Source organism: Streptomyces deccanensis, assembly GCF_022385335.1.
GTDB classification, from domain to species: domain Bacteria; phylum Actinomycetota; class Actinomycetes; order Streptomycetales; family Streptomycetaceae; genus Streptomyces; species Streptomyces deccanensis.
Genome location: NZ_CP092431.1, coordinates 6,686,011 through 6,701,134 on the forward strand (window position 1 = coordinate 6,686,011; position 15,124 = coordinate 6,701,134).

Below are 15,124 nucleotides of genomic sequence, written 5' to 3' on the forward strand. Positions count from 1 at the left end.
AAACCCGATACTTCGTCCCGCAGAAAGGCCGATACCCGGATTACGTGTCCTGGGAACGGAATTCCCGCGTGGTCAGAGGCAGTTCCTGTGGCACACACGGTACCGGCGGGCTCGCCGAACGACAGCACTGCCCGTCCGTCGGGCCGTCTCCGGCTCGCCCCGGTGTAACCCTCGTACCCCTTGATCACGTCTTGCCGCCCCTCGGTGACGTACGGTCAAGCCCTGCCCGAACTGCGGGAGTTGCCCCTGTGAACCATTGCGGAGGACGATCCTACGGTTGCGGACCGGGGGCGCATCAAGGGTCTCATGAGGACAAGTGCGCGGGCGTACGGTCCCAGTCGTCCGGGAGAGACGGTACTCCCCACGCCGGATTCGGGCGCCAGTGCTGCCAGCCGTCCGAGAACGGCGGGCCCCACGCGCGGATCACCTCCACCGCCGACCGGCCCGCTTCCCGGACCCGCCCGGCCGCCGCCGCGTCCATCAGACCGTCCTGCTGGGCCTGTGCGAACTCGTCCTCGTCGAGCCAGTTCCACGATCGGTCCGGATACACGCAGATGTCCAGGAAGTGGTCCTCGGAGTCCACACCGCCGTCCCAACGGGCCAGCGGCGTCTCCAGGTTGACGTACCAGTTCTTGAAACGCCAACCCTGCTCCCAGAACAGCCACACCGACCACGGCTCGCCCGGCCGTGCCAGCTTCAGCACTCCGGTGCCGGACCAGCGGCCGAGCCGCATGCTCCGCGGCTCCTTGTAGCGGGAGGCCAGCGGTACCGAGTTGAGCGAGGCGCCGTCCGCCAGCGCGGGTCGTACGCACTCGGTGCCGGGCGCCAACCACACGGCCAGCAGCTCCGCGTCGTCGCGCACCACCGTGACGGGACGCGCGATATGGAAGCGTTCGCCGCCGTTCTCCCGGTAACGCCACAGGATCTGACTCCCCGGCTCCCAGAACGCCGTCGCCCCGCCCGCTTCCACTCGTCTCACCACTCCGTCGTCTCCCATGCGCAGATATTAGGTGTCATGCGCATATGACGCTGCGGTACCGGTCACGGTTCACGCCTTGGCGGGAATCGGTTACCCGGGGGACACCCGCGAAGGCCGGAACTCGCCCTTCGGTCACGGCCGTGTCATCCGCAGGACATCCAGCGCCTCGTCGAGCTGTTCCAGCGTCAGATCGCCGCGCTCCACGTAACCGCCGTCGAGGACGACCTCCCGGATGGTCCTCCGCTCCGCGAGCGCCTTCTTGGCGACCTTCGCGGCCTCCTCGTACCCGATGTACTTGTTGAGCGGGGTGACCACGGACGGGGACGACTCCGCGTACTCACGGGCCCGTTCCCGGTTCGCGACGATCCCGTCCACCGTCCGGTCGGCGAGCAGTCGCGACACGTTCGCCAGCAGCCGGACGGACTCCAGCACGTTCTTGGCGATGACCGGCAGCATGACGTTGAGCTCGAAGTTGCCGGAGGCGCCCGCCGTGGTGACCGTGACGTCGTTGCCCGTGACCTGCGCGGCCACCATGAGAACGGCCTCCGGGATCACCGGGTTGACCTTGCCGGGCATGATCGAGGAGCCGGGCTGGAGGTCGGGCAGGGAGATCTCCGCGAGACCGGTCCGCGGGCCCGAGGCCATCCATCGCAGATCATTGGCGATCTTGGTGAGGGAGACGGCGATCGTACGGAGCTGGCCGGACGTCTCGACGATGCCGTCCCGCGCGCCCTGCGCCTCGAAGTGGTCCCGTGCCTCGGTCAGCGGCAGCCCGGTGGCCCGCGCGACCTCCGCGATGACGGCGGCGGAGAACCCGGGCGGCGTGTTGATGCCGGTGCCCACCGCCGTGCCGCCCAGGGGGAGTTCGGCGAGGCGGGGGAGCGAGGCGGTGAGCCGCTCGACGCCGTAGCGCACCTGGGCCGCGTAGCCGCCGAACTCCTGGCCGAGAGTGACCGGTGTGGCGTCCATGAGATGTGTACGACCGGACTTCACGACGTCCGCGAACTCCGCCGCCTTCCGCTCCAGCGCCTCGGCCAGGTACTCCAGGGCCGGGATCAGATCACGCGTCACGGCGGCCGTGGCGGCGATGTGGATCGAGGACGGGAAGACGTCGTTGGACGACTGGGACGCGTTGACGTGGTCGTTCGGATGGACGTCCCGACCGAGCCGCTCGGTCGCCAGGGTGGCGAGGACCTCGTTGGTGTTCATGTTCGACGACGTCCCGGACCCGGTCTGGAACACGTCCACCGGGAAGTGCGCGTCCCAGCGGCCCTCCGCGACCTCCTCGGCCGCCTCCCGGATCGCCTCGGCGATGTCCTTGTCGAGCACGCCCAGTTCGGCGTTGACCTTCGCGGCGGCGCCCTTGATCCGGGCCAGGGCCTCGATGTGGGCGCGCTCGATGTGCTGCCCGGAGACCGGGAAGTTCTCGACCGCCCGCTGGGTCTGGGCCCGCCACTTGGCGTCCGCCGGCACGCGGACCTCGCCCATGGAGTCGTGTTCGACGCGGTAGTCACTCATGTCCGGTACAGCGTCCCGGCCGTCCGTGATGTTCCCGGCCGTCCCCCGTGAGGGTGAGCACGACGTACGGCGGCCGGGCCCGACACCGGGCCCGGCCGCCGTAACGCCTCCTCGGGCGCCGGGTGCGCTACGCCAGCCCGGGGCCCCGCACCGGGATCGACGTGAACGTGGGCGCCGGGGCCGGGTCCTTGAAGAAGTCGTTGCCCTTGTCGTCGACCACGATGAACGCCGGGAAGTCCTCGACCTCGATCTTCCAGACGGCCTCCATGCCGAGCTCCTCGTACTCGACGACCTCGACCTTCTTGATGCAGTCCTGCGCGAGGCGGGCGGCGGGACCGCCGATGGAGCCGAGGTAGAACCCGCCGTGCGACCCGCACGCGTCCGTGACCTGCTGCGACCGGTTGCCCTTCGCCAGCATCACCTTGGAGCCGCCCGCCGCCTGGAACTGCTCCACGTAGGAGTCCATCCGGCCGGCCGTGGTCGGCCCGAACGAGCCCGACGCGTACCCCTCGGGGGTCTTCGCAGGTCCCGCGTAGTACACGGGGTGGTCCTTCAGGTACTGCGGCATCTCCTCGCCCGCGTCGAGCCGCTCCTTGATCTTGGCGTGCGCGATGTCGCGCGCCACGACCAACGGCCCGGAGAGCGAGAGCCGCGTCTTGACCGGGTACTTGGTCAGCTCGGCGAGGATGGCGTCCATCGGCTGGTTGAGGTCGATCTTCACGACATCGCCGGCCTCGTCGAGGTGCTCGTCCGTGGTCTCCGGCAGGAACCGCGCCGGGTCCGTCTCCAGCTGCTCCAGGAACACGCCCTCGGCGGTGATCTTCGCGACGGCCTGGCGGTCGGCCGAGCAGGACACGGCGATCGCGACGGGGCAGGAGGCACCGTGCCGCGGCAGGCGGACGACCCGCACGTCGTGGCAGAAGTACTTGCCGCCGAACTGCGCGCCGATCCCGATCTTCTGCGTCAGCTCGAAGACCTTCTCCTCCAGCTCCTTGTCCCGGAACCCGTGCCCGAGCGGCGACCCCTCGGCCGGGATCTCGTCCAGGTAGTGCGCGGAGGCGTACTTCGCGGTCTTCAGCGCGTACTCGGCGCTCGTACCGCCGACCACGATCGCGAGGTGGTACGGCGGACAGGCGGCCGTGCCCAGCGAACGGATCTTCTCCTCCAGGAACTTCATCATGGACGCCTCGTTGAGGACGGCCTTCGTCTCCTGGTAGAGGAAGCTCTTGTTGGCGCTGCCGCCGCCCTTGGCCATGAACAGGAACTTGTAGGCGCCGCCGTCGGTGGCGTACAGCTCGATCTGCGCCGGCAGGTTCGACCCGGTGTTCTTCTCCTCCCACATGGTGAGCGGAGCCATCTGCGAGTAGCGCAGGTTCAGGTTCAGGTACGCGTCGTAGATGCCCTGGGAGAGGGCCCGCTCGTCGCCGCCCTCCGTGAGCACGTTCTGCCCGCGCTTGCCCATCACGATGGCCGTGCCCGTGTCCTGGCACATGGGCAGCACACCGGCGGCCGCGATGTTCGCGTTCTTCAGCAGGTCCAGCGCCACGAACTTGTCGTTGCTCGACGCCTCGGGGTCGTCGATGATCCGGCGGAGCTGCGCGAGGTGCGCCGGACGCAGATAGTGCTGGATGTCGTGGATCGCCTCGGCGGCCAGCTTGCGCAGCGCCTCCGGCTCCACCTTGAGGAACGTCCGCCCGTCGGCCTCGAAGGTGGAGACACCCTCGGAGGTCACCAGCCGGTACGGGGTGGTGTCCTCTCCCATGGGGAGCAGATCGGTGTACTCGAACTCAGGCATGTCGCCCATTCCTCACTCGGCACTCGGCGCTCGGCGCTCGACACAACGGCGCGGCTGGCCTCCATCGGCAGCGTCCACCAGCGTAGAACCTGGCTCGGAGGCCGGGCTTGTGAGGTAAGGCTCAGTTCGTCGGCCCCGAGTTGTCCACACCCCTGGTCGCGATCTATCGCGAGTGGGTACGCTGCTGCCGTGGACCTTCAGAAGCGCCCCACCCAGGAACCGCCGTTGTCCGCCGCCGAGCTGCGCGCCTCCGACGCCGACCGCGACCGGATCGCCGACCTCCTGCGCGACGCCCTCGCCGAGGGCCGTCTCACCGCGGAGGAGCACGCCGAGCGCGTCGAGGGCGTGCTCGCCGCGAAGACGGTGGGCGAGCTGGACGTCTTCGTACGGGATCTGCCGGCCGGCCAGGCCCGCAAGGCGGGGCCGGTGTATGTGCCGCCCGTCTCCTCCGTGCCCAACCGGCCGACGCCCGGCGCCATCCCGATCGACCCCGACGACCGGCTGGTCGCCGTCTTCAGCGCCTCGACGCGCAAGGGTCGTTGGCGGCCCGGCCGCCGTATCCACGCCTACGCGATATTCGGCAGCGTCGAGCTGGACCTGAGCGAGGCGCTCTTCGAGCACCGCCAGGTGATGATCAAGGTGTTCGCGGTCTTCGGCAGCGTCGAGATCCGGGTCCCGGAGAACGTCTCGCTGCGCGGCAGCGGCGGCGGTGTCCTCGGTGACTTCGCCGTGGACGCGCTGGACTCGGCCGAGACCGACGCCCCCGTGGTCTATGTGGACGGCCTGGCCGTCCTCGGGAGCGTCGAGGCGAAACCGAAGCGGGGCAAGGTGATCGCCGATCTCCTCGGCCGGGTCTCCGACCATGTCGCCCGCAAGGTGGACGATCATTTGCGCAAACACCTGGACCGTTGACGGTTGTGAATTCGACCACTCCCGGACGGCTCCCGAAGGGATCTGATCCGCTTGTGACCACACGGTGTTGACAACGAATTCCAGCGGTTCGGGACTCAGTGCATAGGCCCGCGCACAGCGGGTAGGCCTTGCTGCATCGTCTCTCGCTCGCGAAGCCGTCGTCAGGAGTAGACCGTGCTGCATCCGCCGCATTCGTCCCTGCAGGTCGCTGCTGTTCCGCCCCAGCGGGTGCCAGTGCGCGACAGGGACCAGGACGCCCCGTGGCACACGGAGGCCGTGTGCCGGCGTGACGAGGCCGGCCTGTTCTTCGCCCCCTCCAAGGAGCCCACCGCGTCCCGGCTCTCCCGCGAGGAGGCCGCCAAGCGCGTCTGCGCCCGCTGTCCCGTCATGGTCGAGTGCCGGGAACACGCACTCCTGCAACCCGAGCCCTACGGCGTCTGGGGTGGCCTCACCGCCGCCGAACGCCGCGTGGTGCTGGCCCGCAGGCGCCGCCGGGACCTCGAACTGAAGAAGGCCGCGCGGGCCAACGGGACGATAGCGGCGGCCGGTTAGCCCGCACCCGGCGCCGACTCGGCCTCGCGCACCCATCGGACAGGGCGCCCTCTCCGCACAAGAGGGCGCCCTGCCGATGCCGGGGGGCGTGCCCAGCCCGGCGGAGCTACTTGGCCTTCTCGAAGTCGATGGAGCTGTAGGCCCGCAGCTTGCTCAACCGATGCGTCGAGTCGATCCGCCGCACCGTCCCGGACTTCGACCGCATCACGATCGAGTCGGTGGTCGCGGTCTCCGACCGGTACCGCACCCCCCGCAGCAACTCGCCGTCGGTGATGCCGGTGGCCACGAAGAACACGTTCTCCCCGGAGACCAGGTCGTCGGTCGTCAGCACCCGGTCGAGGTCGTGCCCCGCGTCGATCGCCCGCTGCCGCTCCGCGTCGTCCTTGGGCCACAACTTGCCCTGGATCGTGCCGCCGAGACACTTCACCGCACAGGCCGAGATGATGCCCTCGGGCGTACCGCCCACCCCGAGCAGCAGATCGACGCCGGTGCCCTCGCGCAGCGCCAGGATCGAGCCGGCGACATCGCCGTCGGAGATCAGCTTGATCCGCGCCCCGGCCTCCCGGATCTCCTTGATGATGCCCGCGTGACGCGGCCGGTCGAGGATGACCACGGTCACATCGTCCGGCGCGGACCGCTTGGCCTTGGCGACCCGGCGGATGTTCACCGAGATCGGCGCGTCGATGTCCACGAAGTCGGCCGCCTCGGGCCCGGTGACCAGCTTGTCCATGTAGAAGACGGCCGACGGGTCGAACATCGTGCCCCGGTCGGCCGCCGCCAGCACGGCGATGGCGTTCGTCATGCCCTTCGCCGTCAGCGTCGTACCGTCGATCGGGTCCACGGCGATGTCGCACTCCGGGCCGGTGCCGTCACCGACGCGCTCGCCGTTGAAGAGCATCGGGGCCTCGTCCTTCTCGCCCTCCCCGATCACGACGACACCGTTCATCGACACGGTGGAGACGAGGGTCCGCATGGCGCGCACGGCCGCTCCGTCCGCCCCGTTCTTGTCCCCGCGGCCGACCCAGCGGCCGGCGGCCATCGCGGCCGCCTCGGTCACCCGTACGAGCTCCAGGGCGAGGTTGCGGTCGGGGGCCTCGGAGGGGACTTCGAGCTCGGACGGCAGATGATGGTTCTCGGTCATCGGAGCGCACCTTTCTGATACGACGACGGCCGGATGAGGGTTCCGCTCGACTCTATCGTCAGTTCGACAGAATGAGCAGGGGACCCCACGGATGAGCAGACCGGGGCACCTGCGACGATGAGGGCGTGGCAGGTACGAAAGGCAAGCAGACCGTTCGCGACATGGTCCTCTCCCTGGGGCTCATCATGCTGGCGGCGTGGGTCATCTATCTCTTCATCCCGCACGACGAGACCGAGCAGGAGCCCAAGCGCGTCGACTACCGCGTCGAACTGCTGACGGCACGTCGCGCGGCCTCCTACCCGGTGGCCGCGCCCGAGGGCCTGCCCGCCGCCTGGAAGGCGACCTCCGTCCGCTTCCAGGGCGACGAGTCCGACCACTGGCACCTCGGGTTCCACGCCCCCGACGGGCAGTACGTGGGCATCGAGCAGTCCGCCGAGAAGCCGTCCCGGTTCATCCCGGACGCCACCCAGGACGCGAAGAAGACCGGGGCCACGCAGGAGATCGGCGACCAGACCTGGGACCGCTACGAGGGCGACCGCTACGACGCCCTCGTCCTCCAGGGAGAGAACTCCACCACCGTGGTCACCGGCTCCGCCTCCTTCGCGCAGCTGACGAAGATGGCCGAGGCGCTCCGGACGGAGTGACCGAGCGGCGGGACGAGACGCACGAAGGGCCCCGGCGGTGCGCCGGGGCCCTTCGTCGTGGGTGCGGTGGGGCTCAGACCGTGGTGACGACGTGGTCGAAGTCCAGGCGCGGGGAGCGCGGGTGGGACGCGCCCTCGCCCGGCCGGCCGATGTTGACGACCATCAGCGGGGTGTGGTCGTCGTCCAGGAACTCCTTCTGGACACCGGCGAAGTCGAAGCCGGTCATCGGACCGGCGGCCAGGCCCGCAGCGCGGACACCGATGATGAAGTAAGCGGCCTGGAGGGCGGCGTTCATCCCGGCGGCGGACTCACGGGCCGCGCGCTCGGCGAAGAAGACGTCCTTGGCCTGCGGGAACGCGGGGAACAGGGTCGGCAGTTCCTCGTGGAACTCGTTGTCCGCGGCGAGGATCGCGACCAGCGGGGCGGCGGCCGTCTTGGCCTGGTTGCCCTCGGCCATGTGCGGCACCAGGCGCTCACGGGCCTCGGCGGAGCGGACCAGGACGATGCGCAGCGGGGTCTGGTTGAAGGCCGTCGGGCCGTACTTGACCAGGTCGTAGATCGCCTGCACCTGCTCGTCGGTCACCGGCTCGTCGGTGAACGTGTTCGCGGTGTGGGCCTCGCGGAACAGCAGGTCCTGGGCGGCGGGGTCGAGAGCGAGCGACATGGAACAACCTTCGTGCGAGGGCGATGTGGGGTGTACGTCCCCGACGATACGCCGATGAAGTTCAACATTCAACAAAGAGCGGGGCGCAGTGATCCGCTTCACAGCGCCTGAGCGCGTCGGCGGGACCGTGGCTGCGGGTGGCGTGGCCGAGCAGGGCCGCGCCCGAGCGGGTCAGGACTCGGCCCCGCCCTCCCCCTCCTCGTCCTCCGCCAGCGCCGCGTCCAGCCGCGCCCGGGCCCCCTCCAGCCAGCGTCGGCAGACCCTGGCGAGCTCCTCGCCGCGCTCCCAGAGGGCGAGGGACTCCTCCAGCGTCGTACCGCCCGCCTCCAGGCGTCGGACGACCTCGATCAGCTCGTCCCGCGCTTGCTCGTACCCGAGGGCGCGGTCGGCCTCCGAAGCCCCGGCGGCCTCGCTCGTCCCCTCGGCCTCACTCACGTTGCTGGTCATGCGGCCCACCTTATGCGTCCCCTCCGACAGTCCCGGTCCCGTCCACGGCCCCTGCTCCGTCGACCCGGACGACGAACTCGCCCTCGGCCACCCGCGCCCGCAACGGCTCCTCCGGCCCGACCTCGCCGGGGGCGCGCACCACATGCCCGTCCGCCTTCTGCAGCACCGCGTACCCCCGCTGGAGCGTCGCGGCGGGGGAGAGGGCCACCACGCGCGCGTGCGTGTGCGTCAACTCCGAGGAGGCGCGGTCCAGATGGTGCCCGAGGCAGCGGCGCCCCCGGTCGAGCAGCGAGGCCACGTGGTCGGCACGCTCGTCGATCATGCGATGCGGGTCCTCCATCGAGGGGCGCGCCAACGCGTGCGCCAGCCCCCGCTCCTCCCGCTCCACGAACGCCCCCACACACCGTCGCGCCCGGTCCCGCAACCACCGCACCCGCTCGTACTCCTCGCCCACGTCCGGTACGACCTTCTTGGCCGCGTCGGTCGGCGTGGACGCGCGCAGGTCGGCCACGTAGTCCAGCAACGGGGTGTCCGGCTCGTGCCCGATCGCCGACACCACCGGCGTACGACAGGCCGCGACCGCCCGGACGAGCTGCTCGTCGGAGAACGGCAGCAGGTCCTCCACGCTGCCGCCGCCGCGCGCCACCACGATGACGTCCACGCCCGCCAGCGCGTCCAGCTCCTTCACCGCCTGCACGACCTGCGGCACGGCGTGCACGCCCTGCACGGCGACGTTGCGCACCTCGAAGCGGACGGCCGGCCAGCGGTGCCGCGCGTTCTCCAGCACGTCCCGCTCGGCCGCGGAGGCCCGGCCGCAGACGAGCCCGATCAGCTGCGGCAGGAAGGGCAGCGGCTTCTTCCGCTCGGGCGCGAACAGCCCCTCGCTCGCCAGCGACTTCTTCAACTGTTCCAGCCGGGCGAGCAGTTCACCCACCCCGACCGGCTTTATCTCGGTGGCCCGCAGCGACAGCTGCCCGCGCGGCGCGTACCACTCGGGCTTCGCCAGGACGACGACCCGGGCGCCCTCGCTCACCACGTCGGCCACCGAGTCGAACACCTGGCGGTAGCAGGTCACGCCCACGGAGATGTCGTGCGACGGGTCCCGCAGCGTGAGGAACACGACGCCCGCGCCGGGGCGCCGCGACAGCTGGGTGATCTGCCCCTCGACCCATACCGCGCCGAGCCGGTCGATCCAGCCGCCGATGAGGCGGGAGACCTCGCCGACGGGGAGGGGGGATTCGGCGGATGTGTTCAGAGCCATGCGGCCGAGCGTAGTGGGGGGCGCGGACAAGGCCGCCTCATGGCTCGGGGGTTCGGGTTTCGTCGGCGGGTGCGCTCCGGTGGGGCTTCTCGCGCAGTTCCCCGCGCCCCTGAAAAGCAGGGGCTGCGCCCCGTGCTTTTCAGGCCCGCAGGGCCGTGGTCTTTCAGGCCCGCAGGGCCTGGTCTTTTAGGGGCGCGGGGAACTGCGCGACCAGCCCCCACGCACCCGCACCCGCCGACGAAACCCGAACCCCCGAGCCATGAGGCGCCCCCGTCGGCCAAGCCCCCCGCAGGGAACCCCCTACGATGGAAGACATGACCGCTTCGCCTGGCCGCCGCCGTGTCCTCCTCGCCGCCCCGCGCGGCTACTGCGCGGGTGTCGACCGCGCGGTGATCGCCGTCGAGAAGGCCCTGGAGCAGTACGGGGCCCCGATCTACGTCCGCCACGAGATCGTCCACAACAAGTACGTTGTGCAGACCCTGGAGAAGAAGGGCGCCATCTTCGTCGAGCAGACGGAGGAGGTCCCCGAGGGCAACATCGTCATGTTCTCGGCGCACGGCGTCGCCCCGACCGTCCACGAAGAGGCCGCCCGCGGCAAGCTCGCCACCATCGACGCGACCTGCCCGCTGGTCACCAAGGTCCACAAGGAAGCGATCCGGTACGCCAACGAGGACTTCGACATCCTCCTGATCGGACACGAGGGACACGAAGAGGTCATCGGCACCTCGGGCGAGGCACCGGACCACATCCAGCTGGTCGACGGCCCCGAGGACGTCGCCAAGGTCGAGGTCCGCGACCCGTCCAAGATCGTGTGGCTCTCCCAGACCACCCTCTCCGTCGACGAGACGATGGAGACCGTCGGCGCGCTCAAGGAGAAGTTCCCGCTGCTCGTCTCGCCGCCCAGCGACGACATCTGCTACGCCACGCAGAACCGTCAGCTCGCCGTGAAGCAGATGGGCGCCCAGGCGGAGCTGGTCATCGTGGTCGGCTCCCGCAACTCCTCCAACTCGGTCCGCCTCGTCGAGGTCGCCAAGCTCGCCGGCTCCCGCGAGGCGTACCTCGTGGACTTCGCCAGCGAGATCGACGAGGCCTGGCTGGAGGGCGTGGAGACCGTCGGCGTCACCTCGGGCGCCTCGGTGCCGGAGGTCCTCGTCGAGGAGGTCCTGGAGTGGCTGTCCCAGCACGGCTTCGAGGACGTCGAACTGGTGAAGGCGGCCGAGGAGTCGATCACCTTCTCCCTGCCCAAGGAACTCCGCCGAGACCTGCGCGAGGAGGCGGCCTCCCTGGTCGCCGAGCGCACCGGCCAGGGCGCCTGACCCTCCGGACCCGCGCGTACGGCCCCGGAACGTGAAGGTTCCGGGGCCGTCCCCGTTCGGTGACGTGAGGATTCCGGCCCCCGTCGGCGGTCGCCCCCCTCGCCGACGTGACTGTCAGTCGTACGACGTAACGTAGGGCCATGCACATCTTCGGCGTGGACATCGGCGGTTCCGGGATCAAGGGCGCTCCCGTGGACCTGGAGCTGGGCGACCTGGCGGACGAGCGGTACAAGGTGCTGACCCCGCACCCGGCGACGCCCGACGCGGTGGCCGACGGGGTCAAGGAGGTCGTCGACCACTTCGGCTGGACCGGCCCGGTCGGCATCACCTTCCCCGGCGTGGTCACGGGCGGTGCCACGATCCGTACGGCGGCCAATGTCGACAAGAGCTGGATCGACACCGACGCGCGCGCCCTGCTCGGCGACCGGCTCGGCGGCCTGCCGGTGACCGTGGTGAACGACGCGGACGCGGCGGGTGTCGCCGAGGTCCAGTTCGGCGCCGGGCGCGGCCGGCGGGGCACGGTCATCCTGCTCACCTTCGGCACGGGCATCGGCAGCGCGGTCTTCTCCGACGGCGTCCTCGTCCCCAACACGGAGCTGGGCCACCTGGAGCTGAACGGCCACGACGCCGAGACGCGCGCCTCCACCAAGGCCAAGGAGGACCACGAGCTGACCTACGAGCACTGGGCCAAGCGCGTCACCAAGTACCTGGCCCACGTCGAGATGCTCTTCTCGCCCGAGCTCTTCATCATCGGCGGCGGCGTCAGCCGCAAGTCCGCGAAGTTCCTCCACCTCATCGAGGGCATCAGAGCGGAGATCGTCCCGGCCCAGCTGCAGAACAACGCGGGCATCGTGGGCGCGGCGATGAGAGCGGCGAAGGCCGGCTAGGCGGGTGCGGGTGCGCTGTCGGGTGCGCTGTCGGGTGCGGCTCCGGTGGGGGCTGGTCGCGCAGTTCCCCGCGCCCCTGAAAAGCAGGGGCTGCGCCCCTTGCTTTTCAGGCCCGCAGGGCCTGGGTCTTTAGGGGCGCGGGGAACTGCGCGAGAAGCCCCACGCACCCGCACCCGTACGACGGCCTCTCGCGCCCCGGCACACGAGCGCCCCCTACCCCCGCGGCACGGTACGGCGCGGCTGGGCCGGGGGTCGTGGTGACCGGGGCCCGACGGGCCGGTGGTCGTACGATCCCGGTCCGCGCGTGCCAGGCGCCGCTCCCCGCCCCTGCCCGCCGACCCGAGCCCGCCCCGCCCGGCCCGAGCCGCCTCGCTCCCCCTCGCCCACCCGGTCCCTCTCGCGCTCCCGTTCGGCGGCCCGGCGGGCCATCAGCCGCAGCTTGCGGACGGTCACGATGATGCCGGCGACGAGGGTGCCGCCGTAGAGCCAGCCGGCCTGCATGGCGAGGGCGGTGACCAGGGCCATCAGATGCCCGCCGAGTCCGCCCTCGCCCTCGGCGAGCAGCGGCAGCCCGACCGCGAAGGCGATCGGTACGACGACGGGCGCGCTCGCCAGGTCACCGCTGCGCACCCACACCGCACTCAACGCGCTGACCAGCAGGAACAGCACCCCGTACAGGGAGGGGGAGGCGCCGAACAGCAGCCGGTCGAGGCCGGCGAGCACGAACATCGACGCCCCGCAGAAGACCCCGCAGCCAAGGCCGGTGAGGCGCGGATCCGGCATCCGGCGCACGGCCCGCGCGATGCTCCGCACGGCTCGGACCGGAGGCGGTACGGGCCCGCGCGCGACCGGAGCACGACGCGGCACACCCGCGCCGGGAACCCGCCCCCCTCTGCCCGCCTGCGGCGGAAGGGACGAGGTGCCGCGCTGCGGCCCGGTACGAGCGGGATGCGGGGGGTACGTCCTTTGCTGCTGCTCCACTCGTCCAACTTAGGTCGGTTAATGTGCCGAATGGGTTCACAGACACGCCGTCGAGTGGACCTTGGCCAAGCGTTCGATACCTCGCCGGGGCGGGTGCCGGTACGCCGTAAACTGGGGGATCGGCCGGCCTTCCGGCCGCTGGGGCACGATCCGCCGGACAGGCTTTGGGCCGGCCCCAGGCCCAGCCGCTCCAGCCCCGGCCGCCTGGCCCTCCTACGTACGGGAAGTCGCAAACGTGTCGCTCACGATCGGAATCGTCGGTCTGCCCAACGTCGGCAAGTCGACCCTGTTCAACGCCCTGACCAAGAACGACGTGCTGGCGGCCAACTACCCGTTCGCCACGATCGAGCCGAACGTCGGCGTCGTGGGCGTCCCGGACGAGCGCCTGACGAAGCTGGCCGAGATCTTCAGTTCGCAGAAGATCCTCCCGGCGACGGTCGACTTCGTCGACATCGCGGGCATCGTGCGCGGCGCCAGCGAGGGCGAGGGCCTCGGTAACAAGTTCCTCGCGAACATCCGCGAGTCGGACGCGATCTGCCAGGTCATCCGTGCCTTCCAGGACGAGAACGTCGTCCACGTCGACGGCAAGGTCTCGCCCAAGGACGACATCGAGACGATCAACACCGAGCTGATCCTCGCCGACCTGCAGACCATCGAGAAGGTCCTGCCGCGCCTCCAGAAGGAGTCGCGGATCAAGAAGGACATCGCGCCGAAGGTCGCCGCCGTCGAGGCCGCCAAGGAGATCCTGGAGAAGGGCGACACCCTGTTCTCGCAGGGCATCGTGCAGGGCTCCGGCAACGAGGAGCTCCTCCACGACCTGCACCTGCTCACCACCAAGCCGTTCCTGTACGTCTTCAACGTCGACGAGGACGAGCTGACCGACGAGGACTTCAAGAACGAGCAGCGCGCCCTGGTCGCCCCCGCCGAGGCGATCTTCCTCAACGCCAAGCTGGAGGCGGACCTCGCCGAGCTGGACGAGGCGGACGCGATGGAGTTGCTGGAGTCGGTCGGCGCGGAGGAGCCGGGCCTCGCCACCCTCGCCCGGGTCGGCTTCGACACCCTGGGCCTGCAGACCTACCTCACGGCCGGCCCCAAGGAATCCCGCGCCTGGACCATCAAGAAGGGCGCGACGGCCCCCGAGGCGGCCGGCGTGATCCACACCGACTTCCAGAAGGGCTTCATCAAGGCCGAGGTCATCTCCTTCGCCGACCTGGTGGAAACCGGCTCGGTGGCCGAGGCCCGCGCCAAGGGCAAGGCCCGCATGGAGGGCAAGGACTACGTCATGCAGGACGGGGACGTCGTCGAGTTCCGGTTCAACGTGTGACCAGTTCGTTGCCGCACGTCAGATAGTTTCGGCAGACGCGCAGGTCGGAAGGGGTCGGACTCGGACGAGTCCGACCCCTTCCCCATTCCCGTGCGGACGGCGTGCAGACGTCTCATCGGCTTCGCGGCGGCGTGAGCCTGTCCAGGTCGAGGCTGATGTCGAAGGGCACCGGGCGCTGGAGGGTGCCCCGGAAGATGCCGGCGGGCGCGTATGCGCCGGTCGGTCCGTCGAGCTCGTAGACATGGACGACAGGTGCCCCGTCCTCGTCTTCGACGCACCAGTAGTGCGGGATCCCGGCCTCCGCGTACTCGCGAAGCTTCACGGTGCGGTCACGGTGGGCGGATTCCGGTGACACGGCCTCGACGACGAGCTTCACGTTCTCCGGGGCCTACCAGGTGCGGTCGGGGTCGTAGGACAGGTCCGTCAGCAGGAGGTCCGGCTCCGGGCGGTTGCGGGCATCGAGGCGGATCGTCATCTCACGCTCGACCTCGAAGCCTGGCGGAGCCTGCGCCATGAGCGTGGTCGTCAGGGCGGTGACGAGGCGGCCGTGCCAGGACCGCTGGGGCGACAGCCTGAAGACGAGTGCTCCGTCGATGAGCTCGGTGTGGCGGGGCGCCTCGGGGAGGCGGTCCAGGTCCTCCGCGAACCAGCCCTCCGCGCGCGGAGGGCGCATCCAGCCGGGCCGAGCGGTCATGAGCCAACC

General features: G+C 70.3%; 14 protein-coding genes and 1 pseudogene. 6 read left to right on the top strand and 9 right to left on the bottom strand.

Annotated elements, in window-relative coordinates; all coding sequences use genetic code 11:
- Window positions 1–304: 304 nt before the first annotated feature.
- The 3 genes from fomD to L3078_RS29840 form a co-directional block, all read right to left on the bottom strand.
- The gene (gene fomD, locus L3078_RS29830) at window positions 305–997 is read right to left on the bottom strand and encodes a cytidylyl-2-hydroxypropylphosphonate hydrolase (protein WP_239756997.1); all 693 of its coding nucleotides are present in this window, start codon (window positions 995–997) and stop codon (window positions 305–307) included.
- A 114-nt stretch (window positions 998–1,111) separates the two neighbouring features.
- Complete coding sequence (locus L3078_RS29835; protein WP_239756998.1) at window positions 1,112–2,497, bottom strand: class II fumarate hydratase; 1,386 nt, start codon at window positions 2,495–2,497, stop codon at window positions 1,112–1,114.
- A 127-nt stretch (window positions 2,498–2,624) separates the two neighbouring features.
- Window positions 2,625–4,292 carry a fumarate hydratase gene (locus tag L3078_RS29840; RefSeq protein ID WP_239756999.1) on the bottom strand — a complete coding sequence of 556 codons (1,668 nt, stop codon included), beginning with the start codon at window positions 4,290–4,292 and terminating at the stop codon, window positions 2,625–2,627.
- A 189-nt stretch (window positions 4,293–4,481) separates the two neighbouring features.
- On the opposite strand from L3078_RS29840, the gene L3078_RS29845 reads away from it, so the two are divergent.
- Both L3078_RS29845 and L3078_RS29850 read left to right on the top strand, forming a co-directional pair.
- Complete coding sequence (locus L3078_RS29845; protein ID WP_239757000.1) at window positions 4,482–5,204, top strand: DUF1707 SHOCT-like domain-containing protein; 723 nt, start codon at window positions 4,482–4,484, stop codon at window positions 5,202–5,204.
- 174 nt (window positions 5,205–5,378) lie between these two features.
- The gene (locus L3078_RS29850; RefSeq protein WP_086758788.1) at window positions 5,379–5,756 is read left to right on the top strand and encodes a WhiB family transcriptional regulator; all 378 of its coding nucleotides are present in this window, start codon (window positions 5,379–5,381) and stop codon (window positions 5,754–5,756) included.
- Between the two features lie 106 nt (window positions 5,757–5,862).
- Here L3078_RS29850 and glpX read toward each other — a convergent pair whose 3' ends face one another.
- Window positions 5,863–6,897: a class II fructose-bisphosphatase gene (gene glpX / locus L3078_RS29855; RefSeq protein ID WP_239757001.1), complete on the bottom strand. Its 1,035-nt coding sequence runs from the start codon at window positions 6,895–6,897 to the stop codon at window positions 5,863–5,865.
- A gap of 125 nt (window positions 6,898–7,022) precedes the next feature.
- Here glpX and L3078_RS29860 point away from each other — a divergent pair, with 125 nt between their 5' ends.
- Window positions 7,023–7,541 (top strand): DUF4245 domain-containing protein, encoded by a 519-nt coding sequence (locus L3078_RS29860; protein ID WP_239757002.1) that lies wholly within the window; start codon window positions 7,023–7,025, stop codon window positions 7,539–7,541.
- 73 nt (window positions 7,542–7,614) lie between these two features.
- On the opposite strand, the gene L3078_RS29865 is transcribed toward L3078_RS29860, so the two are convergent.
- The 3 genes from L3078_RS29865 to xseA all read right to left on the bottom strand — a co-directional run bounded on the left by L3078_RS29865 (window position 7,615) and on the right by xseA (window position 9,913).
- Entirely contained in the window at window positions 7,615–8,205 is a 591-nt protein-coding gene (locus tag L3078_RS29865) for a malonic semialdehyde reductase (protein ID WP_239757003.1), read from the bottom strand.
- Between the two features lie 171 nt (window positions 8,206–8,376).
- Window positions 8,377–8,652, bottom strand: coding sequence for an exodeoxyribonuclease VII small subunit (locus tag L3078_RS29870; protein ID WP_239757004.1), 276 nt, complete (start codon window positions 8,650–8,652; stop codon window positions 8,377–8,379).
- A gap of 10 nt (window positions 8,653–8,662) precedes the next feature.
- Complete coding sequence (gene xseA, locus L3078_RS29875; protein WP_239757005.1) at window positions 8,663–9,913, bottom strand: exodeoxyribonuclease VII large subunit; 1,251 nt, start codon at window positions 9,911–9,913, stop codon at window positions 8,663–8,665.
- A 305-nt stretch (window positions 9,914–10,218) separates the two neighbouring features.
- Between xseA and L3078_RS29880 the strand changes: the two genes are divergently transcribed.
- Together L3078_RS29880 and ppgK are read left to right on the top strand one after the other, a co-directional pair.
- Entirely contained in the window at window positions 10,219–11,229 is a 1,011-nt protein-coding gene (locus L3078_RS29880; RefSeq protein ID WP_239757006.1) for a 4-hydroxy-3-methylbut-2-enyl diphosphate reductase, read from the top strand.
- Window positions 11,230–11,369: 140 nt separating this feature from the next.
- Window positions 11,370–12,116: a polyphosphate--glucose phosphotransferase gene (gene ppgK, locus L3078_RS29885; protein ID WP_239757007.1), complete on the top strand. Its 747-nt coding sequence runs from the start codon at window positions 11,370–11,372 to the stop codon at window positions 12,114–12,116.
- 213 nt (window positions 12,117–12,329) lie between these two features.
- On the opposite strand, the gene L3078_RS29890 is transcribed toward ppgK, so the two are convergent.
- Entirely contained in the window at window positions 12,330–12,929 is a 600-nt protein-coding gene (locus tag L3078_RS29890) for a DUF6542 domain-containing protein (protein ID WP_239757008.1), read from the bottom strand.
- 403 nt (window positions 12,930–13,332) lie between these two features.
- On the opposite strand from L3078_RS29890, the gene ychF reads away from it, so the two are divergent.
- Entirely contained in the window at window positions 13,333–14,421 is a 1,089-nt protein-coding gene (ychF, locus tag L3078_RS29895; protein WP_093791646.1) for a redox-regulated ATPase YchF, read from the top strand.
- A 112-nt stretch (window positions 14,422–14,533) separates the two neighbouring features.
- Here ychF and L3078_RS29900 read toward each other — a convergent pair.
- Window positions 14,534–15,115 (bottom strand): annotated as a pseudogene (locus L3078_RS29900) (Uma2 family endonuclease).
- Window positions 15,116–15,124: the final 9 nt, after the last annotated feature.

Coding starts and splice junctions, on each gene's coding strand:
- fomD (WP_239756997.1), bottom strand. CDS start 997: ATGGGAGACGACGGAGTGGTGAGACGAGTGGAAGCGGGCGGGGCGACG.
- L3078_RS29835 (WP_239756998.1), bottom strand. CDS start 2,497: ATGAGTGACTACCGCGTCGAACACGACTCCATGGGCGAGGTCCGCGTG.
- L3078_RS29840 (WP_239756999.1), bottom strand. CDS start 4,292: ATGCCTGAGTTCGAGTACACCGATCTGCTCCCCATGGGAGAGGACACC.
- glpX (WP_239757001.1), bottom strand. CDS start 6,897: ATGACCGAGAACCATCATCTGCCGTCCGAGCTCGAAGTCCCCTCCGAG.
- L3078_RS29865 (WP_239757003.1), bottom strand. CDS start 8,205: ATGTCGCTCGCTCTCGACCCCGCCGCCCAGGACCTGCTGTTCCGCGAG.
- L3078_RS29870 (WP_239757004.1), bottom strand. CDS start 8,652: ATGACCAGCAACGTGAGTGAGGCCGAGGGGACGAGCGAGGCCGCCGGG.
- xseA (WP_239757005.1), bottom strand. CDS start 9,913: ATGGCTCTGAACACATCCGCCGAATCCCCCCTCCCCGTCGGCGAGGTC.
- L3078_RS29880 (WP_239757006.1), top strand. CDS start 10,219: ATGGAAGACATGACCGCTTCGCCTGGCCGCCGCCGTGTCCTCCTCGCC.
- ppgK (WP_239757007.1), top strand. CDS start 11,370: ATGCACATCTTCGGCGTGGACATCGGCGGTTCCGGGATCAAGGGCGCT.